Origin of the sequence: Mesorhizobium sp. LMG17149 (assembly GCF_024518695.1) — a bacterium.
Classification (GTDB): Bacteria; Pseudomonadota; Alphaproteobacteria; order Rhizobiales; family Rhizobiaceae; genus Mesorhizobium.
The window spans coordinates 389,942-409,826 of record NZ_JANIFL010000001.1; the positions used below are offsets into that span (position 1 = coordinate 389,942).

A 19,885-nucleotide genomic window follows, 5' to 3' on the forward strand; every position below is an offset into this window, starting at 1 on the left:
GGCTTTACGCCTGGTCCACCGGCAAAGGCTGGGGGATCTTTAGCGTCTTCACCAACGTTGAAAGATCCGGCTCGTCGATGAGCATGGCCGCATCGGCTGGCGCCAGCCAGGCCCGCTGGCGTCGTTTGGCTTCCTGCCAGTCGGCCAGTTCCTCGCTCACCTCGAGCAGATAGACGATGACGTCGACGCGGACAAAGCGATTGGCCAGCCGCTTCCAGTAGGAATAGGTGCCCGCCGGCTGCTTCAGCGTCTTGCCGAGCACGCCGGCTTCCTCCTGTGCCTCGATGGTGGCCGCCTTGCGTCCGCTCTTGCCCTTCATCGGCCAGCCCTTGGGGACGATGAAGCGCCTGGTGGTACGCGACGTGACCAGCATGACCTCGATGGCGCCGCGCGCGGTCAGCCGAAAGGGAATAGCCGCCACCTGGCGGATCCTCTCGCCCTTTTTTGCCTTGCGTACGGCCTTTTTCTTGGTGGCTGCCATTCGTCAATCCAGTCGATGCAATGCCGCATAGCGCGACAAGGCATCGTTGCAAAACCAAAACTTTCGCATGTGCCGAAAGACACTCGAAATACCTAAGTCGGCTAAATAAATGAAAAACGCCTTGATGTCAGCGGCAATTGCTCACGGCGGTGGTGCCGATTATCTGGGTCTGGCAGCTTGGCTTGAGCTGCTGCACGACCGGGGGCGGCTGCTGAACGATCTGGCGGTCCTGGGCGCGGTACTGCTGCTGTTGCTGCTGATATTGCTGCCGTTGTATCCTGTTTTGCAGGATTTGCAGGTCGTTCTGCCGGATCAGCGCATTGTTGCCGGTAGCGGAATTGAGCGCTTGCGCGGAAGCCGGCAGGCAAACGCCCGCCAGCACTGCCGTGGCCAGCATTGCCACTGTGAAGATCGTTGATGGCCGAAGTGCCGACATTCGCTCATTCCCGCGCAAAAAACTCTGCCCACTGATATAGGACGTTTGCGCGGCGATGCCATGGCCAGCGGGTCGAGCATCACGAAATCGGGCAGTCCGATCGCTTTGTTCTGCGATTCCAGCAGTGAACCGCAGATAGTCGTCATATGACGACTATGAAACGTCAGCGGCTTTAGTCAGTGTCCGCACGTAAATTTTCGGTTTCATCCGGCATAAGTTAATGTATTCTAATTGAGTCAGAGCTCCGCAAGTGGGAATGCGGATGCTCTGTTTTAATGCATTGAACCTTATTGCGCAGTGCCGGCATCCTTATTGCAATTGCATGAGCATAGCGGTGGCGTCGCCTTAAGCAGGCATTGAGGCGCGCCCCCGTAAAACGGGGGGTAAGTGCATGGCTTTGTTTTCAAAGCGTGGTGGCTTTGCCATCAAACGCGCATTCGCGGTTCCGGGTTCCGGTATCGACGCTGCCAATGCCCATGTGGCAGAGGTATCCCAGCAAGCAGGGCTTGCCCGCCAAGCGCTGCCCGGCAGTTCGCCTTGTTCGCTTCGTGCGGCGCAAGCGTGGACTTTGTTCAAACTTGGACCGGTGGCACGTGCGCAAGAAGCGTCTGGCTCGGGTCGCCGTCGCCGGCCAGGTGTGATTGCCGGACGGTTGATGGTCCTCCTCGGCGCCACCGCGCTGGTGGGTTTTCCGCCGATACCGGCGGCGCATGCTCAGTTCGTCATAGACAAGAACGGCCCGGATGCTCCGGACAGGGGACCTGGTGGCTTTGACGCAGATGGCGATAATGGCGATCCCGGCGGATCGATTACAAATGCGACCCCTGGAGCCGTAAACAACGTTCCGCAGATAAACGTCAACGCATCTGGATTTGGCGGCACGGCGAATGGCGGCGATGGCGGCGACGGCGGCGAAGGCCTGGCTGGAACGCCCTTTGAAACCAATGGCGGTGAGGGCGGCAATGGCGGCGTTGGCGGATCCGTCGATGTTCTCAACAACGCCACGATTTCGACCATCGGCTCGGGCCATCATGGACTCATAGCTTCCGCGGTCGGCGGCGATGGCGGCAGTGGCGGTGGCGCCCTTCCGGCGATCGTGAACCTTGGCGGCGACGCCGGAAGCGGCAACACCGGCGGCAGCGCCAACGCGGTTGCGTCTGGCACCAGCGACATCACGACGACGGGCGACTTTTCCTACGGCATCTTTTCCAACGCCAGCGGCGGCAATGGCGGCCAGGGCGGTGACAACATCGTCAGTCTCGGCGTCGATGCTGGTGACGGCGGTGATGGTGCTTCCGGCGGCACCGCATCGGCAAGCAACGCCGGCAAGGTGGAAACATCGGGATTGGCCTCTTATGGCATGCTGGTGCGGTCGGCAGGTGGTGTGGGTGGCAATGGCGCCGATGGCGTCGGGGTCGTCAGCGGCGGCGGCAATGGCGGCGGCGCCACTTTGGGCGGAAATGCCACGGGCAGCAATTCGGGCGGCATCATAACGCATGGTGATTTCGCCAGCGGCATGGCCGTGCAGTCGGTCGGCGGCGGCGGTGGTGGCGGCGGCGACGCCTTCGGCCTGTTCGGCGGCGGTGGCACAGGAGGCGCGGGCAATGATGGCGCCACTGCAACCGGTACCAACACCGGCAACATCACCACCGATGGTCGGGGTGCTATCGGCATGCTGGTCGAATCGGTCGGCGGCGGCGGTGGTGACGGCGGCGGGGCAGCCGGCATCGTATCGATCGGCGGCACAGCCGGCGGCGGCGGCAAAGGCGGGACTGTCATCGCCAATGTCGGCGGCACGATAACGACTGGCGCTGACGGCAGCGGCGATGGCGCGCATGGCGTACTGGCCCAGTCGGTCGGTGGTGGGGGCGGCAATGGCGGCTTTGCCCTGTCGGTCGCCCCGGCAGTCGCTGTCGCGATCGGCGGCGGCGGCGGAACCGGCGGCAATGCCGGAGCCGTCAACGTCAACCAGGCCGCGACCGGTCCGACGGTCGACACCAACGGTCGTTCGGCCATTGGCATCCTCGCACAGTCGGTGGGTGGCGGCGGCGGCAATGGCGGTGGCGCCTTTGCGCTTGGCGGCATCGTGTCTGTTTCGGTCGGCGGCAGCGGCAGCGCGGCCGGCAACGGAGACGAGGTCACCTACAACATTGCAAACGCCAAGGTCACGACGCGCGGCACCGATTCCATCGGCATCCTCGCCCAGTCGGTGGGCGGCGGCGGCGGCAATGGCGGCTTCGCTCTCGGTGGCGCGGGTCTCGTGGCTGTCGGCGTCGGCGGCTCGGCTGGTTCAGGCGGCTTCGCCAGGAAAGTCGACGTCACCACCGGCGGCTCGGTCGAAACCTTGCAGGACCGGTCGGCAGGCATCGTCGTCCAATCGCTTGGCGGCGGCGGCGGCAATGGCGGCTTTGTCGTGGAAGGCGCCCTCTTCGGAGCGAGCGTTGGAATCGGCGGCAAGGGCAGCGGCGGCGGCGATGGCGGCGACGTGTTCTTCCGCACCGCCAATGGCGGCCAGCAATCGATCATCACGCGCGGCACCGACTCGATCGGCCTCGTCGTACAGTCGGTCGGCGGCGGTGGCGGCAATGGCGGCTTCGTCGGCACGTTTGGCGCGATCGCCAATCTGGGCATCGGTGGTGGCGGCGGCGCGGCAGGCGCGGGCAAGGCAGTCGATGCGACCTATAATGGTTCGGTCGAAACCTTCAAGGAAAGGTCGGCCGGTATCATCGTGCAATCGATCGGTGGCGGCGGCGGCAATGGCGGCGGCGTCATCGGTGTCGGCCTTGGCCTGACCGTCGGCATCGGCGGCAGTGGCGCGGGCGGCGGCGCCGCGGGCAAGGTCGTCTACAACTCCACCACCACGAATATCACAACCCACGGCGCCGACTCCGCTGGCCTGATCATTCAATCGATCGGCGGCGGCGGCGGCAATGGCGGCTTTTCGTTCAATGGCGCTATCGCTGCGACCATCGGCATCGGCGGCAAAGGCGGAGCGGCCGGCGAGGCCGAGACGGTCAGGGCCACAATTGGCGGCGGCTTGATCCATACGATCGGCGATCGCTCGACGGGCATTATCGCGCAATCCATCGGCGGTGGCGGCGGCACGGGCGGCGGTTCTGCAGGACTGAACCTGGGCCTCGGCATCGGGATCGGTGGTAAGGGCGCCGGCGGTGGCGGCGGCAAGACCGTTGATGTCATCAACGGCGCCGTCGTCCAGACCGAAGGTATTCAGTCGCACGGCATCATGGCGCAGTCGGTCGGCGGCGGCGGCGGCTCCGGCGGCTTTGCGGTGACGGTTGGCGGACCTTCCTTCTCGCTGGGCGGCAATGGCAGTTCCGGTGGTGGCAGCCAGAAAGTCTATGTCGAAAATACGGCTCGGATCACCACTGACAGGGACCTCTCGATCGGCATCTTCGCGCAGTCGGTCGGTGGTTCAGGTGGTGATGGAGGCTTGGCGGGCGCCGGTGGTGCCTTTGCGGCCGTCGCTGTCGGTGGCCAGGGCGGCGCTGGCGGGGCAGGTGGCCAGGTCGAGGTCAAAAACACCGCAAACATAACCACCAAAGGCGCGCTCGCGCACGGCATCCTGGCGCAATCGGTCGGCGGCGGCGGCGGCAATGGCGGCAGCGCCGGTGCGGTCGCGGTTGGTATATTCGGTGCGGCTGGCGTCGCGATCGGCGGCGGCGGCGGCGATGCGAACCTGAGCGATCAGGTTACCGTCACCCACAAGGGCGACATCCACGTCGGCGGCGCGGGCGCGAAGGCCATCCTGGCGCAATCGGTCGGCGGTAGCGGCGGCAATGGCGGCAATGCCTATTCCGGAGCCTTCAGCGCCGGTTTCTACGCATCGGCAGCGGTCGGCGTTTCGGTTGGCGGCGAGGGCGGCGATGGCGGCCCTGGCGGCAAGGTTACGGTCAGGGCGGACGGCAACATCATCGCCGACACCGACGCGGTCGGCTCGGGCGGCATCGTGGCACAGTCGATTGGCGGCGGCGGCGGCAATGGCGGCCGTGCGGCCACGATGGCCGGCTCGGTCAGCAACGGCGTCAATGTCAGCCTCGGCGTGACGGTCGGCGGCTGGGGCGGCGACGGTGGCCGCAGTGACCTGGTGATCGTCGATACCGGCCTCAGCGGCGGCGGCAGCATAGTCACCAAGGGTTACCAGGCTGGCGGCATTCTTGCCCAGTCGGTTGCCGGCAGCGGCGGCAATGGCGGCGATTCCTGGGCGGCGGCTGGCGGTTACGGCGTCAATGTCAGCGTCAACGCGACCGTGAGCATCGGCGGCGGCGGCGGCGACGGCAATGTCAGCGACGATGTGCTCGTCCACAATGCCATGACGGTGCAGACGGATGGCGACATGAGCGCGGCGATCCTTGCGCAGTCGATCGGCGGCGGCGGCGGCAATGGCGGCTCGACCAACGGTGCGACCGCCGATCTGGGCGGCGGCCAAGGCGTCAACGTTGCGGCCAATGTGACCGTCGGAGGCGGGGGCGGCACCGGCAATATCTCCGGCGCGGTCGACGTGATCAACACCGGCAATTTGACGACCAAGGGCGATTTCTCTTCAGGCATCGTCGCGCAATCGCTGGGCGGCGGCGGCGGCATGGGCGGATCGAGCAACGCCAAGGCGTTCCACCTTGGCGGCACCAGCGAGACGAGTGTCACCGTCAATGTCGGCATTGGCGGTTCGGGCGGCTCCGGCAACGATGCGGCGTTGTTCCGCCTGGATGACGGCAACAACGTCATCGGCGCCGGCGTGCATGTCGACAATTCCGGGGTAATCCGGACCCAGGGCTTCAACTCCATCGGTATCCTGGCGATGTCGGTCGGCGGCGGCGGCGGCGGCGGCGGCGCGGCTTCGACCGACGAGGAGATCGTTGGCGGAGGCAGCGAAGGCGAGACGTCCGTCGGCATCGGCGCGGCGATCGGCCTCGCCGCGGGTGGTGCCGGCAATGGCGGCACGGTCTCTGTTACCAACCGGAGCCTGATCGTGACCGACGGCGCCGATTCGTATGGTATCAGCGCCAACTCGATCGGCGGCGGTGGTGGTGTCGGCGGCTCGGCGACATCGGGCGTATTGGGTAAATATGCGATCGGTGGGGCGCTTGGTGGGGCAGGCGGCGGCGGTGGCAGCGCTTTCCAGGTCGACGTCTTCAATCTCGCCACGGCCGGCATCTGGACCCAGCAGGAGCGTTCCATCGGCATCTTCGCACAGTCGGTGGGTGGCGGCGGTGGCGCCGGTGGCGCCGGCGAAAGCACCGGTCATACCGATGAATCGGAAGTCAGTGTCAACCTGTCACTGGGCGGGTCCGGCAACGTTGGCGGTAATGGCGGTAAGGTCAATGTCGAAAACAGCGGCTGGATCCAGACCGAGAAGGCCTATTCGCACGGCATACTGGCGCAGTCGATCGGCGGCAGCGGCGGCGTCGGCGGCGCTTCGGGCACCTCGGCCAAGGACTCCAATGTGGCCATAACCTTGAGCCTCGGCGGCGCCGGCGGCACCGGCGGCAAGAGTGGCGAAACCGTTCATGTGACGAATTTCGGGTCGGGCGAGATCCTGACCAAGGGCGATAATTCGCATGGCATCTTCGCGCAATCGGTGGGCGGTGGCGGTGGCGCGGCGGGCGCCGGCTCGACCGAGACAGGCAGCGCGGAAACGTCGGTGACGCTGGCGATCGGCGGGCTGGGCGGTGGGGGCAGCAGCGGTGGCGACGTAATCGTCGACAATCATGGCAAGATCACCACGCTCGGCTATCTTTCGCACGGCATTTTCGCGCAATCGGTAGGCGGTGGCGGCGGTGCTTCGGGTGCCGCGGCCAACGCTTCGGAGGCCGACATGACGATCGGCGGCGCGATTTCTCTGCCGAGCGGCGACGGCTCCAATGGCGGCCATGTCACGGTCAACAATGACGGCATCATCGAAACCTGGAAGGATGGGGCGCTCGGCATCTTCGCCCAGTCCGTCGGCGGCGGCGGCGGCTATGGCGGCGTGGTATCGGCCGACACGGCGGGAGACGAGTCGGTCGCGCTGCAGCTTGGCGGCTTCGGCGGCAATGGCGGCAATGGCGGCAAGGTCGATGTCACGGTTTCCGGCACCATCATCACCCATGGCGAGCGCGCGCATGGCGTGGTCGCGCAATCGGTCGGCGGCGGTGGCGGCTATGGCGGCGACGCCAAGGGCAAGAGCTCGAATGCGTTGGCCATTGGCGGTCTCGGCGGCAATGGCGGCGATGGCGGCGATGTTACCGTCATCCGCACCGGCACGATCACGACGACGGGCAAGGATTCCATCGCCATCATCGCGCAGTCGGTCGGTGGCGGCGGCGGCATCGGTGGTGCCGGTTTCGGCCGCTTTGGCGCCGACGACGACGGCGGCGGGCCAAACGCCATCGGCTTCAACACGCCTGGTGGCACCAAGGGCACCGGCGGCAAGGTAACCATCATCCAGTCCGGCGCCATTGAGACCGATGGCGACCGTGGACACGGCGTCGTTGCCCAGGCGGTGGGCGGTGGCGGTGGCGCCGGCGGCATGGATTCGCTGGCCATGGGCCAGTCGGCGGCCGGCTCGCAAGGTGGTATCGGCGACGCTGCGGCGTCGGCCGCTAGCACGGACAGCCAAGTCTGGGTCAAGGGCGCAAGTTCGTATGCGATGTTCGGCCAGAGCGCGACAGGCGACGGCAATGCCCATGCGGTCGATCTGACGGCGGGTGACAGCCTGTTCGCGCAAGGTGCGGATTCCGTGGCTGTCTATGGCGAGAGCACGGCCAAGGGCGCCAAGGGCAACATCACCATCAACCTGAATGGCCAGTACACGATCGGCGGTGCCGGAACCGGCGTGGCGGCGATGCTTGTCGGGGGCGCAGACAACACGCTGAACAACCACAGCCTGCTCTATGCGATGGGGGCAACGCCGAGTTTCACCATCCAGGCGTCGCAATTTCAGGCATTCCAAGCCTTCCTGTTGGCGCCCGGTCCCGTCGTGCCGACGAATGCGATCCTGGAATCGCTTCTGGACGATTTCAGCCCACTGGCTATCACCGGCACATCGGGCGATGACCATGTGGAGAATTCGAAGAGCGCCGACACGCTCGGACGGGTGATCGGCAACATGGACCTCGGCGGCGGCACGAACAGCTTCCACAATATCGCCGACGCCTCGATGGTCGGCCTCAAGACCATCGATCTCGGCGGCGGCAAGTTCACCAATGACGGGCTGTTTACCAATCAGGGCATCGGCGTCGTGGCCAAAGTGGATGTCACGGGCGGCTTCACGCAGATATTCTCGGGCGACTTCGTCACCGACGTCGATCTCAACAACCAGATCACGGATGCCCTGGCACTAACGGTGGCCGGAGACTTCGATGGTGAAGCGCCGTTGAATTTCCTGTCGATCGACAAATTGTTCGCCGAATATGTGCTGGCCACCGGATCGGCGATGACCGATTCCGGCATCACGCCCACGACGCTGCATCCGGCGGTCGGCTTCAATTTCCTGACCAAGGTGGTCGGCGGAACGGATCTGGTTCTCTATGCCGACAATCCGACTTTCCTGGAGTTGGCACAGGATCCTAACTCCGGCACGACCGATCCCGGCGTTTTCCAGATGGCGCAGTATCTCGATGATGTCGAGGCTTCTTCGAGCCCAGACAATCCGATGGCGCTGTTGATCAACATGCTGCGCTTCCTGCCCGATGAAATGGAGCTCGGCTCGGCCCTGACGCGGCTGACGCCGCACTATGCCGTGCACACATTCGAGATGATCAACCGCTCCACGGACATCATGCTGGAGGCGGCGCGCGAATGCACCGGCGTTCCCGCCTACAAGGATCCCGACGGACGCTGTGTCTGGGCGTCGATCAGTCCGCAAGCCGAGTACAGCCGCGACGCTGGGGCCGGCACCACCAGCCGAGACGACGTCATGAAGACGATGTCGCTTGGCGGCATTGGCGAGGTCAGCCAGCACTGGTCGCTCGGCGCAACGATAGGCCGGACCGAATTCGACTCGAAGATCGATTTCAACGGCGAATTGCTGTCGGCCACGACAGGCGAATCCTGGCAGGCGTATGCGCTGGCGAAATATGCCGACAAGAACTACTTCATCGACTTCGCAGTCGGCGGCGGCACCGGCTCCTTCCAGGGCGAGCGCGATACGCATCTCGATCAGGTGGCCTTCATTCCGGGCGAAACGCTGATCGGAGATTATCTGCCGGAGGCATTGCTGCCTGGCATCGGCAACAGTGTCACCTACACGCAGAAAACCGCCCAGTTCGGCGGTTCGGCGCGGCTCGGCATAACGCAGGAGATGGGTGTTTTCTACCTGCAGCCGACCCTGCAGTTCGACGCGCGCTGGCTGCGTGTTTCCGGCAAGGAAGTGGGCTCGGTTGCCGCCTTCAACTTCGACGGCAGCGCCAACATGTATTATTCGGCGACGCCGGCTTTCGAGATCGGTACCGACATTGCACTCAGCGACATTGCCAGCCTTCGCGTCTACGGCAAGGCTGGCGTGGAGTTTTCCGACAAGGAGTGGGAAATCGAAGGTCGCTTCGCGGCGGCGGAGAATCTGCCTGGCAACCCCGCATTGCACTTGACGGAGGCCGTCGATTCGCCGCTCTATCGGGTCGGCGCCGGCCTTGAGCTGAACGGCGTCAATGGCGTCGGCATGTCCGTCAGATATAATGGCGCCTTCGGCGAAACGGTTAAACAGAACGCGATCAGCGCGTCTCTCAAGGTCAGTTTCTAGCTGGCCCGAGGCGGAGCCGGGCGGGAGGGATCTTGATGAGGAAGTACGCGTATTTCGTGGCGATGCTGGGTGTTGCCTGCACCGTCGGCGTGGCGGCCGTGGCGGCGCAAACCAAGAGCGACAAGGCGGTCGCGGCACCCGCTGCCGCGGATGCGCCGCAGTTGCCCGGCGGCGCGTCGGCACTGTCTGAAACCCACGGCGACTGGACGGTCAATTGCCAGATATCGGGCACGGCCAAGACCTGCAGCCTGTCGCATCAGCAATTCAACAAGCAAAGCAATCAGCGGCTGCTGGCGATCGAGCTGTCGAGCAAGACCGGCGAGGATGCCATGGGCACGCTTGCGTTGCCGTTCGGCCTGGCGCTGGCCAAGGGGGTCAGCCTGACCATCGACGATCAGAAGCTGGACGGCAGCCTGGCGTTCAACACCTGCCAGGTCGTCGGCTGTCTGGTGCCGGTGGTGTTCGATGCGACTGTCACGCCGCTGCTGAAATCAGGCACCACACTGAAGATCGACGCTTTCGCGGCAGATACCGGACAAGCGGTGAACTTTTCCATTCCGCTCAACGGCTTCGCCGGCGCGCTTGCCCGGACCGCGCAGCTTTTGACCAATTGATGTAGAGCCGCAGGACTTAAAGCGCTGCCTGAATGTCGTCTCGCGGCAGGGCAGTGCGTCACTGCCTCAGAACGTCTCTGCGTCGGTTCAAACGATGATGGTTTTAAGCCTTTCGGCGATCAAGGCGGCGAGCCGCGCCGCCACATCGTCCTTGCTCATCTCCGGCCATTCCTCGACGCCAGCCTTTGACACGATCCGCACCCGGTTGCGATCGCCGCCCATCACGCCCGAAGAACCGACGCCGCTTCCCTGCGACACGTCGTTGGCGACGATGAGATCGGCGCCTTTTTTCTTGAGTTTGGCCTCGGCGTTGCGCAGGAGATCCTGCGTCTCGGCGGCGAAGCCGATAACCAGGCCGGGTCGCTGGCTGTGATGGCCGACGCCGGCGAGAATGTCGGGATTTTCGACCATGCGCAGCACCGGCGGCCCTTCGCCGGCGACCTTTTTGATCTTCTCACCGGCTGAATTCTCGGTTCGCCAGTCGGCAACGGCGGCGACGAACACCGCCGCGTCGGCAGGCAGGAGCTGTTCCACCGCGTCGCGCATCTCTTGCGCACGTTCGACATGGATGGTCTTCACGCCAGCCGGATCGGCAATATCGACTGGGCCGGAAACGAGGCGCACATCGGCGCCGAGCCTGGCCAGTGCCGCCGCTATGGCATGGCCCTGCTTGCCGGACGAACGGTTGGCGATGTAGCGCACCGGGTCGATCGGCTCATGCGTGGGGCCGGAGGTGACGATGATCCTGCGCCCCGACAGCGGCTTCGGGCCGACGTCGAGCAGTGCCTCGATCGCGGCGACGATCTCCAGCGGCTCGGCCATGCGGCCTTCGCCCGCTTCATTGCTTTCGGCCATCTCGCCCCTGGCCGGACCGACGAAAGTGACGCGGTCCTTCTGCAGCGTCGCGCGGTTGCGGCGGGTAGCCGGATGCGCCCACATTCTGGGGTTCATGGCCGGCGCCATCAACACCGGCTTGTCGGTGGCGATGAGCACGGTGGAGGCCAGATCGTTGGCGTGGCCATTGGCGAGCTTGGCCATCAGGTCGGCGGTGGCGGGCGCCACCACCAGCAGATCGGCCTCTCGCGACAGCCTGATGTGGCCGACATCGTGCTCGTCCTGGCGGTCGAACAGTTCGGTAAAGACATGGTCGGCGGAGAGCGCGCCGGCCGACAGCGTGGTGATGAATTCCTGCGCGGCCGATGTCATGACCACCCGAACCGCGGCCCCGCGCTCGCGCAGCCGGCGGATGAGATCCAACGCCTTGTAGGCGGCGATGCCGCCGCCGATGATGAGCAGGATGCGCTTGCCGGAGAGGCTCATGCCCAAGACCAGTTCTTATCGAGTGTCATGCCGGCTTCAGCGCCGGTTCGATATCGGTATGGATGAAATCATTGCCCTTGAAAAGCAGCGGCAGGTTTCGCGTCCTGGCGAGGGCGTAGGAAAAACAGTCGCCCATGTTGAGTTTGGCGGGATGGCCAGTGCCGCGGCCATAGAGGGCATAGGCTTCAATGCCGGCCTGTGCATGTTCGGCAGTGAGAGCGACGATCGTGACTTTCAGTCTTTCTAGAAGGCCTCTCAACTCAGCTGTGCCGGCCGCCCCATAACGTCCGACGACGACCGTGCCACATTCCATCAGGGTCGCGGCGCTCATAAACATCAGCTGATTTCCGGCGAGGCGCTGGGCTATCACCGGTGCATCAGGCTCCTGCTTGAGGATGGCCAAAATCGCGGAGGTGTCGATCACCACAGTCAGTCCTCCTCGATGAAGGACCAGAGCTCATCCGTTAGTTTTTTCTGATCGAAGTCCACTTTTCGCAATCGTCGACCGAATTCGAGGATTTCCTCTGCCGTGACGACATCGTCGTCGTGCTTGTTGACTGCCGCTACATCCTTCAACAACAGGGTTCTTGCCTCCTGCTCCATTGACACGCCATGTCTGGCGGCCTGCTCGCGCAGCCTTTGCTTCAAATCCTCGTCGAGATTGCGGATCGTCAGGGTGCCCATGGCTATTCCTGCATTCTTGCGATTGATTGATCCTTGGGTTTTTCCCCAGATGCCAAACCCGTTCGGTCGAACCCTTTTGTGGTCGGCAGCCCAACGGATGCGGCGAGCACGTCCCGCGCTTCCTGCTCCATGGAAACGCCCCGCGCGGCGCCGCGCTCGCGTAGCCGCCGCATGACATGGTCTTCCAGATTGCGGACGGTAATCCTCGCCATATGCACACTCCTGCGTAGAATATAGCGATCTCGATTTCCGACGGCAATGACAGCATTGCTGTCATTGCCTGCACTCAGATGATCTTCCAGGCGATATAGACCAGCGTCAGCGCAATTACCCAGAGTGCCCAGCGGCCGGAGCGGCTGTAGCGCGCCTCGGCCTTGCCGATGGCGTCGGCGGTGGTCTCGTCGAAGCGCAGGCCGTGCTCGGCCATCAGGTCGATCTCGCGCGACAGCCGGTCGGTGCGCGCCGCAAGCTCGGGAATCTGGCGGGCCAGGGTGAGCAGCGCCCGGGCGCCGTCACGCGCATCGATCATCATGCCACGCGGCCCAAGATTGCCTGATATCCAGTCGCCGACCACCGGCTCGGCCGTCTTCCACATGTTGAAGGCCGGGTCGAGCGTGCGCGCCACGCCCTCGACCACCACCATGGTCTTCTGCAACAGGATCAATTCGGGCCGCGTCGCCATGTCGAAGAGTTCGGTGACCTCGAACAGCAGCGTCAGAAGCTTGGCCATCGAGATGGTCTCGGCCGGCTGGCCATGGATCGGCTCCCCGATCGCCCGGATCGCCTGCGCGAAGGCTGCGACATTGTGCTGGCGCGGCACATAGCCGGCCTCGAAATGGACCTCGGCGACACGCAGATAGTCGCGCGTGATGAAGCCGTAGAGAATTTCGGCGAGAAAGCGGCGCTCCTTCTTGCCGAGCCTGCCGGCAATGCCAAGGTCGACGGCAACGATGGTGCCGTTTGCCTCGACGAACAAATTGCCCGGATGCATGTCGGCATGGAAGAAGCCGTCGCGCAGCGTGTGGCGCAGGAAGGACTGAATGAGGTTGGCTGCGATCGCCTTCAGATCGTGGCCGGCGGCTTCCAGGCCGGCAATGTCGTTCATCTTGACGCCGTCGACCCATTCCATGGTCAAGACGTCGCGGCCGGTGCGCTCCCAGTCGACGGACGGCACGCGAAAGCCGGGGTCGTCCCTGGTGCTTTCGCCGAGTTCCGAGAGAGCCGCCGCCTCGAGGCGAAGATCCATCTCGATCTTGGTGGTCTGCGCCAGCGTCTGGGTGACCTCGACTGGCCGCAGCCGGCGGGACGAGGGGATGTATTTCTCCTGCAGGCGAGCGGCGAGGAAATAGCTTTCGAGATCCTGGAAGAAACGGCGGCGCACGCCGGGCCGGATCACCTTGACCGCCACCTTGGTGGCAATGCCGTCATGGAGAGCGTCGGCGGCATGGACCTGGGCGATGGAGGCGGCGGCGACCGGGTCGCCGAATTGCGTATAGAGATCGCCGACCTTGCGCCCGAGCGAAGCCTCGACCGCCGCGATGGCCTCGGCCCTGGGGAAGGTGTGCATCTTGTCCTGCAACGTGGCGAGATCGAGCGCCATGTCGTTGCCGACGACGTCGGGCCGTGTCGCCAGGAACTGGCCGAGCTTTACATAAGATGGACCGAGCCGGACGACCGCCTTGGCCAGCCGGTCGCTGCGCTCATAGGCCAGCGCGCGGCGGCGGGTGAACAGCCGCGCCATCCGCCATCCGAACTTCGGCAGGCCGGACAGTTCCTCACCCGGCAGAGCGGCGACGACACCCTCGCGGACCAGCACCCAGCCGGCCCTTACGAGCCGGAATCCTGCACTGACATTGCTCATGGCAGCGCCAATCCTGCCGGCTCTTTGAACCGGCATAGCACGCGTCGGTTGTGAGAAATGCGGCCCGGCCTCAAAGCTTCCAGCCCGAATGAAGTGCTGCAATACCGCCGGAATAGTTGCGGAAGGAAACGCGGTCGAAGCCGGCGCGGGAAATCATCGTCGCGAAATTCTGCTGATTGGGAAACCTGGCGATCGATTCGACCAGATAGGAATAGGGTTCGCCGTCGCCAGTGACCATCTTGCCGATCTTTGGAATGGCGTTGAACGACCAGGCTTCGTAGGCCTTGTCGAGAAGCGGCATCTCGACCTCGGAAAACTCTAGGCACAGGAAGCGCCCGCCGGGCTTCAGCACGCGAAACGCTTCGCCCAAGGCCACCTCGATGCGCGGCACGTTGCGGATGCCGAAAGCGATGGTGTAAGCGTCGAATGTGGCATCGGCAAAGGGCAGTTCCTCGGCATTGGCCTCGACGAAATCGGTGTTGCCGGACAGGCCCTTCTTTTCGGCCCGGTCGCGGCCGACAGCCAGCATCGAGCCATTGATGTCGAGCACGGTGGCATGGGCATTGCCGTGGCTGGCATCGACGATGCGGAAGGCGATGTCGCCGGTGCCGCCGGCAACGTCCAGCACGCGCCAGCCGATCCTTTTGGGAGGATTGAGCCAGGTGACCATGGCGTCCTTCCACAGCCGGTGCAGGCCGGCCGACATCAGATCGTTCATCAGGTCGTAGCGGTTGGCGACCTTGTGGAAAACATCGTTGACCAGGGACTGCTTGTCGCCAGCCCCTACACGCTTGAAACCATAGGAGGTTTCCATGCCGCCCGCGGCCGTGGTTCTCTCAACTGACATTTTTTTGATCCGTCATAAAACCGGCGGGACCATAGCCGATCGATGGTGCGGGCGCTATTGTTTAAGGCGCGGTGTTCAGCCGCGCTTCCAGGTGGCGGGTTTTCGAGACCTGGACGGACCGACGGGATGGTTGAATGCCTTTGAAAGCGGAACTGCACTGCCACATCGAAGGGGCAGCGGCGCCCGAACTCGTCATCCGCCAGGCGCAGAAATACGGCAAGGACACCTCGCCCTATATCCAGAACGGTTCCTTCGTCTGGCATGACTTCACCTCCTTCCTGGCGGCTTATGATTTTTCCGCCGATCTGTTCCGGACCGAGGAGGACTATGCGCGGCTGGCCGACCATTATCTGACCAGTCTCGCTCGCGACGGCGCCATCTATTCCGAGGTGTTCACCTCGCCGGACCACGCGAAAAAGGCCGGCCTGTCGCCCAAGGCCTATACCGATGCGCTCGGCGAAGGCATGGCCCGCGCCAAGGCCAAGACCGGCATCGAGGGCCGCATGATCGTCACCGGCGTGCGCCATGTCGGCGTCGAGTCGATCGAGCAGGCGGCGCGCTTTGCGGCGCGCTGCGGGCATCCGCTGGTCACCGGTTTCGGTGTCGCCGGCGATGAGCGCATCGGCGATATGGAGGACTATGTCAGGGCTTTCGAGATCGCCCGCGAGGCCGGGCTCGGCATCACCATCCACGCCGGCGAATTGACGGGCTGGGAGACCGTCCAGGCGGCGCTCGATCATATCCGTCCGTCCCGCATCGGCCATGGCGTGCGCGCCATCGAGAACCCGGACCTCGTCCGGCGCATCGCCGACGAGGGCGTCGTGCTGGAATGCTGCCCCGGTTCCAACATCGCGCTCAAGGTGTTCGACAGTTTCGCCGATCATCCATTTCCGGCCCTGCAGGCGGCCGGCTGCAAGGTGACGCTCAATTCCGACGATCCGCCCTATTTCTGGACCTCGCTGAAGCGGGAATACGACATTGCCGCCGAGCATTTCTCGATGAACGAAAAGGCGCTGGCCGCCGTCACCCGCACCGCCATCGAAGCCGCTTTCGTCGATAGAAAGACGAAGACCGCGCTTCTTGCCCGGTTGAACAGCGCGGCACGCTGATTTCCGCCGACAAAGCTGTGGTCGGTGCGGGCCAAGCGGTTCCTTGACCGGCGCATTGCCGCTAGGGTTCGCTCAGGCAGCTTGAAGCGCGGCGCGTCCGAAAGGGCCATGCGCGCATTTTCGGGCGCAGGCATCAGGAGAACACCATGCAGGGCGTCACCGTCGTCGACCACCCGCTTGTCCAGCACAAGCTGACCATCATGCGCAAGAAGGAAACCTCGACGGCCGGCTTTCGCCGGCTGCTGCGCGAAATCTCGCTGCTGCTCGGATACGAGGTCACCCGCAACCTCGAACTGACGACGACGACCATCGAGACGCCGATGGAAACCATGGAAGCGCCGACGCTTGAGGGCAAGAAGCTGGTCTTTGCCTCCGTGCTGCGCGCCGGCAACGGCTTGCTGGAAGGCCTGCTCGACCTGGTTCCGGCGGCCCGCGTCGCCCATGTCGGTCTCTACCGCGATCACGAAACGCTGGAAGCGGTCGAATATTTCTTCAAGGCGCCGAGCGATCTCGCCGACCGGCTGGTGATCGTCGTCGATCCGATGCTGGCCACCGCCAATTCGGCGATCGCGGCGATCGACAAGCTGAAAGAGCGCGGCGCCACCAACATCCGTTTCCTTTGCCTGCTGGCGGCGCCCGAAGGCATCGAACGCTTTCTCAAGGCGCATCCGGACGTTCCCGTCTTCACCGCTTCGATCGACCGCCAGCTCAACGAGAAGGGCTACATTATGCCCGGCCTCGGCGACGCCGGCGACCGCATGTACGGGACCAAGTAATACCAGGCAACCTGGTACGATTTACCAAATGTTTACGCAAAGGCGCGGTTTTGGCGCGCGTTAAAGCGGCAAACACCATCCGGGTCTAACGATCGGCTGTCACTACGGCGCCGCGCGTCCATTTCGGACGCGCAAAGGACGCTGTAGCACTTTGATTTGCGCGTGAGCCTTTCCGAAAATCGATCCCGATTTCCGGGGGTCATGCGGCGAGGCCGATCCATGCTGCGCAAACTTCTCATCCTCGCCGTTTTCGCCGGTTCATCGGCATCGATACCGATTGTGTATCAGTCCAATCCGCAACTCGTCGAAAATCTGCTGAGATCGGCGGTGCCGGGCAAACGGGCGGTCGAAGCCCAACCAGACGTCAATCTGGCATCGGTGCCCAACAAGCCCGCGGCACCGCTGCCGATGGGCCGCAAGGTGGTCGTCGCGGCAGACGAGCGCGGACATTTCTCATCGGCTTTCAAGCTCAACGGACGCCAGGTCGACGGCATGATCGACACCGGCGCCACGCTGGTCGCCATCAACATGTCGACGGCACGCCGAATCGGCTTGTCGCTGAATGCTTCGGACTTCAGCCACGAGGTCAACACGGCCAACGGCACCATCAAGGCGGCCGTGGCCATGATCGACCGCCTGCAGATCGGCAACATCACGGTCAATGACGTCCAGACCATCGTGCTCGACGACAGGGCGCTGCGCACCAATCTGATCGGCATGAGCTTTCTCAACCGGCTCGACAAATACCAGGTCGAGAACGGCACGCTGCTGCTCGTCCAGTAAGGCTATTCGTTTTCCGCAATTTCCAAGGGAAAGCGCCATGCGCTTTCCCGGGAAAACCGGTCCACACTTTTCCTGGAATTGCTTCAGCCGCGCGGCAGAATCCGCCGGATGACCGACTTGTCGGCGGGCGGCTTCGAGGCGCCGACCGTATAGGCCGAAAGCACGGTAGCCGCAGCGGCCTCGGCATCGGCCGATGAGCGGGCATGGATCAGCGCCAGCGGCTCGCCGACCCCAACCTCCGCACCGACCGGCAACAGCCTGGTGATGCCGACCGCGGGGTCGATCTTGTCGTCCGGCCGCGTGCGTCCACCTCCTAGGCCGACCACGGCGAGCCCGATATCGCGGGTGGCGATGCCGGTGACGAAGCCGTTTACGGTCGCCTTGACGGCAAATTCGATCGCCGCCGCCGGCAGATACTTTTCCGGCTTCTCGATGAAATCGGCGGGGCCGCCAAGCGCGACCACCATGCGTGCGAAGGTGGCGGCGGCGCGGCCGCTGGCGAGTGTCTCGGTGGCGCGCCGCATGCCATCCTGGTTGGACGACACCAGCCCGGCCGACTGCAGCATTTCGGCGGCCAGCGCCAGCGTCACGTCCTCGAGCCGACGGTCACGATACCGGCCGGTGAGGAAATCAACGGCGTTGCGCACCTCGACGGCGTTGCCGGCGGCCGACGCCAAGGGCTCGTTCATGCCGGTGATCAACGCCGAAGCCTTTAGTCCGGCGCCGTTGGCGATCTCAACCAGGCTGTTGGCGAGTGCGGTGGCGTCGCGCGATTTTTCCATGAAGGCGCCGTTGCCGACCTTGACGTCGAGCACCAGCGATTGCAGCCCGGCCGCCAGCTTCTTCGACAGGATCGAAGCGGTGATCAGCGGCACCGATTCGACCGTGCCGGAGACATCGCGGATCGCGTAGAGCCGTCGATCGGCGGGCGCGAGGTCGGCGGTCTGGCCGATGATGGCACAGCCTGTTTCGAGCACCGCCTTGCGAAACAGCGCGACGTCGGGCTGGCTGATGTAGCCGGGGATGGCATCCATCTTGTCCAGCGTGCCGCCGGTGTGGCCAAGGCCGCGGCCCGAGATCATCGGTACATAGGCGCCGCAGGCGGCGAGGATCGGCGCCAGCATCAGCGAGACATTGTCGCCGACGCCGCCGGTCGAATGCTTGTCGGTGACCGGGCCGGGCAGGTCCGACCAGTCGAGCACGTCGCCGGAATCGCGCATCGCCAGCGTGAGCGCCACGGCCTCGTCGCGGTTCATGCCGTTGAAGAACACCGCCATGGCGAAGGCGCCGGCCTGGCCATCGGTGACGGCGCCCGACGTCACGCCCGCGACGAAGCCGGCGATCTCCTCTTCCGACAGCCTGAGGCCATCGCGCTTGCGGCGGATGATTTCCTGGGGAAGCATCAGGTCTCCAGCAGTCCGTCGTGGAACACGCGCTGCAGGATCGTCGCCAGCCGCGCGCCGCCGACCGGTGCCATGTCCTTGGTCTCCTGGTGCGATAGCTCGGCCCCGGTCATGCCGGCCGCCAAATTGGTGATGACCGAACAGGCGGCGACGCGCAGTCCTAGGAAGCGGGCGAGAATGACCTCCGGTACGGTCGACATGCCGACCGCATTGGCGCCCATGATGCGCGCCATGCGGATCTCGGCCGGCGTTTCGAAGCATGGGCCGGAGAACCACATATAGACGCCCTTGTACAGGGTGGTGCCGGTCGCATTTGCCGCCCGCTCGATGGCCTGGCGGATGCCGGCATCATAGGCTTCAGTCAGGCCGACGAAACGCCGGTCGCTTGGTTCGCCGATCAGCGGATTGGTGCCCGAGAAATTGATGTGGTCCGATATCAGCATCACCGAGCCCGGCGGCATGTCCGGATCGACCGAACCGGCGGCATTGGTGAGGATCAGTTTCGTGATGCCGATGCCGGCAAGCACTTCCAGCACCGGCCGCATCGCCGCGGCAACGCCGTGCTCGTAGTAATGGGCGCGGCCCGACAGCATCAGCACCGGCGCGCCGGCAAACAGCCCCGCCACCACCTCGCCGGCATGTCCGGTGACACCGCTTCTGGGAAAACCGGGCAGGTCGGCATAGGAGATGCGGATCGGGCCCTCGATCTGGTCGACCAGACCGCCGAGGCCCGAACCGAGCACCAGTGCCGTGGCGGGCGCCAAGCCGTCCAGCCTTTCGACGATATGATCCAGGGCTTTTTCCGTCATCGCTGCCAGCTGTTCATTTGAGCCC

Annotated in this window: 15 protein-coding genes; 5 read left to right on the top strand and 10 right to left on the bottom strand. The window is 64.5% G+C overall.

The genetic code is table 11. The features are described 5' to 3' along the window. Window positions 1–4: 4 nt before the first annotated feature. Together NP945_RS01870 and NP945_RS01875 are read right to left on the bottom strand one after the other, a co-directional pair. Window positions 5–481, bottom strand: a complete 477-nt coding sequence (locus tag NP945_RS01870) for an NUDIX hydrolase (protein WP_256745425.1) — start codon at window positions 479–481, stop codon at window positions 5–7. Window positions 482–608: 127 nt separating this feature from the next. Next, window positions 609–917 (bottom strand): hypothetical protein, encoded by a 309-nt coding sequence (locus NP945_RS01875; protein ID WP_127270866.1) that lies wholly within the window; start codon window positions 915–917, stop codon window positions 609–611. Window positions 918–1,572: 655 nt separating this feature from the next. On the opposite strand from NP945_RS01875, the gene NP945_RS01880 reads away from it, so the two are divergent. Both NP945_RS01880 and NP945_RS01885 read left to right on the top strand, forming a co-directional pair. Beyond that, a complete protein-coding gene (locus NP945_RS01880; protein WP_256745426.1) occupies window positions 1,573–9,654 on the top strand; it encodes an autotransporter outer membrane beta-barrel domain-containing protein in 8,082 nt (2,693 codons plus the stop codon). A gap of 35 nt (window positions 9,655–9,689) precedes the next feature. After that, window positions 9,690–10,268 (top strand): invasion associated locus B family protein, encoded by a 579-nt coding sequence (locus NP945_RS01885; protein ID WP_256745427.1) that lies wholly within the window; start codon window positions 9,690–9,692, stop codon window positions 10,266–10,268. An 87-nt stretch (window positions 10,269–10,355) separates the two neighbouring features. Here the strand turns inward: NP945_RS01885 and coaBC are convergent, their stop codons facing one another. The 6 genes from coaBC to ubiE all read right to left on the bottom strand — a co-directional run bounded on the left by coaBC (window position 10,356) and on the right by ubiE (window position 14,980). Beyond that, window positions 10,356–11,588 carry a bifunctional phosphopantothenoylcysteine decarboxylase/phosphopantothenate--cysteine ligase CoaBC gene (gene coaBC, locus NP945_RS01890; protein ID WP_127809333.1) on the bottom strand — a complete coding sequence of 411 codons (1,233 nt, stop codon included), beginning with the start codon at window positions 11,586–11,588 and terminating at the stop codon, window positions 10,356–10,358. Window positions 11,589–11,613: 25 nt separating this feature from the next. After that, window positions 11,614–12,015, bottom strand: coding sequence for a type II toxin-antitoxin system VapC family toxin (locus NP945_RS01895; protein WP_127270488.1), 402 nt, complete (start codon window positions 12,013–12,015; stop codon window positions 11,614–11,616). Between the two features lie 2 nt (window positions 12,016–12,017). Continuing rightward, a complete protein-coding gene (locus tag NP945_RS01900) occupies window positions 12,018–12,272 on the bottom strand; it encodes a hypothetical protein (protein WP_127270486.1) in 255 nt (84 codons plus the stop codon). A gap of 2 nt (window positions 12,273–12,274) precedes the next feature. Beyond that, entirely contained in the window at window positions 12,275–12,484 is a 210-nt protein-coding gene (locus NP945_RS31930; protein WP_127270485.1) for a hypothetical protein, read from the bottom strand. Between the two features lie 74 nt (window positions 12,485–12,558). Next, the gene (ubiB, locus tag NP945_RS01905) at window positions 12,559–14,133 is read right to left on the bottom strand and encodes a 2-polyprenylphenol 6-hydroxylase (protein ID WP_127379938.1); all 1,575 of its coding nucleotides are present in this window, start codon (window positions 14,131–14,133) and stop codon (window positions 12,559–12,561) included. Between the two features lie 70 nt (window positions 14,134–14,203). Further along, window positions 14,204–14,980 carry a bifunctional demethylmenaquinone methyltransferase/2-methoxy-6-polyprenyl-1,4-benzoquinol methylase UbiE gene (gene ubiE, locus NP945_RS01910; protein WP_127266931.1) on the bottom strand — a complete coding sequence of 259 codons (777 nt, stop codon included), beginning with the start codon at window positions 14,978–14,980 and terminating at the stop codon, window positions 14,204–14,206. 134 nt (window positions 14,981–15,114) lie between these two features. Between ubiE and NP945_RS01915 the strand changes: the two genes are divergently transcribed. From NP945_RS01915 to NP945_RS01925, 3 genes are all read left to right on the top strand, one after another. Then, on the top strand, window positions 15,115–16,089 hold the full coding sequence (locus NP945_RS01915) for an adenosine deaminase (protein WP_127266930.1): 975 nt from the start codon (window positions 15,115–15,117) through the stop codon (window positions 16,087–16,089). 146 nt (window positions 16,090–16,235) lie between these two features. Then, window positions 16,236–16,865, top strand: a complete 630-nt coding sequence (upp, locus tag NP945_RS01920; protein WP_127266929.1) for a uracil phosphoribosyltransferase — start codon at window positions 16,236–16,238, stop codon at window positions 16,863–16,865. Between the two features lie 219 nt (window positions 16,866–17,084). Then, on the top strand, window positions 17,085–17,648 hold the full coding sequence (locus tag NP945_RS01925; protein WP_256745428.1) for a TIGR02281 family clan AA aspartic protease: 564 nt from the start codon (window positions 17,085–17,087) through the stop codon (window positions 17,646–17,648). Between the two features lie 83 nt (window positions 17,649–17,731). Here NP945_RS01925 and deoA read toward each other — a convergent pair whose 3' ends face one another. Then, on the bottom strand, window positions 17,732–19,051 hold the full coding sequence (gene deoA, locus NP945_RS01930) for a thymidine phosphorylase (RefSeq protein ID WP_256745429.1): 1,320 nt from the start codon (window positions 19,049–19,051) through the stop codon (window positions 17,732–17,734). Further along, window positions 19,051–19,860 (bottom strand): purine-nucleoside phosphorylase, encoded by an 810-nt coding sequence (locus NP945_RS01935; RefSeq protein WP_256745430.1) that lies wholly within the window; start codon window positions 19,858–19,860, stop codon window positions 19,051–19,053. The genes deoA and NP945_RS01935 overlap by 1 nt, the downstream gene beginning before the upstream one ends. Between the last annotated feature and the right edge of the window lie 25 nt (window positions 19,861–19,885).

Bases quoted from the DNA above. Each gene is read 5' to 3' on its own strand.
- NP945_RS01870 (WP_256745425.1), bottom strand. From the start codon at position 481: ATGGCAGCCACCAAGAAAAAGGCCGTACGCAAGGCAAAAAAGGGCGAG.
- NP945_RS01875 (WP_127270866.1), bottom strand. From the start codon at position 917: ATGTCGGCACTTCGGCCATCAACGATCTTCACAGTGGCAATGCTGGCC.
- NP945_RS01880 (WP_256745426.1), top strand. From the start codon at position 1,573: ATGGTCCTCCTCGGCGCCACCGCGCTGGTGGGTTTTCCGCCGATACCG.
- NP945_RS01885 (WP_256745427.1), top strand. From the start codon at position 9,690: ATGAGGAAGTACGCGTATTTCGTGGCGATGCTGGGTGTTGCCTGCACC.
- coaBC (WP_127809333.1), bottom strand. From the start codon at position 11,588: ATGAGCCTCTCCGGCAAGCGCATCCTGCTCATCATCGGCGGCGGCATC.
- NP945_RS01900 (WP_127270486.1), bottom strand. From the start codon at position 12,272: ATGGGCACCCTGACGATCCGCAATCTCGACGAGGATTTGAAGCAAAGG.
- NP945_RS31930 (WP_127270485.1), bottom strand. From the start codon at position 12,484: ATGGCGAGGATTACCGTCCGCAATCTGGAAGACCATGTCATGCGGCGG.
- ubiB (WP_127379938.1), bottom strand. From the start codon at position 14,133: ATGAGCAATGTCAGTGCAGGATTCCGGCTCGTAAGGGCCGGCTGGGTG.
- ubiE (WP_127266931.1), bottom strand. From the start codon at position 14,980: ATGTCAGTTGAGAGAACCACGGCCGCGGGCGGCATGGAAACCTCCTAT.
- NP945_RS01915 (WP_127266930.1), top strand. From the start codon at position 15,115: ATGCCTTTGAAAGCGGAACTGCACTGCCACATCGAAGGGGCAGCGGCG.
- upp (WP_127266929.1), top strand. From the start codon at position 16,236: ATGCAGGGCGTCACCGTCGTCGACCACCCGCTTGTCCAGCACAAGCTG.
- NP945_RS01925 (WP_256745428.1), top strand. From the start codon at position 17,085: ATGCTGCGCAAACTTCTCATCCTCGCCGTTTTCGCCGGTTCATCGGCA.
- deoA (WP_256745429.1), bottom strand. From the start codon at position 19,051: ATGCTTCCCCAGGAAATCATCCGCCGCAAGCGCGATGGCCTCAGGCTG.
- NP945_RS01935 (WP_256745430.1), bottom strand. From the start codon at position 19,860: ATGACGGAAAAAGCCCTGGATCATATCGTCGAAAGGCTGGACGGCTTG.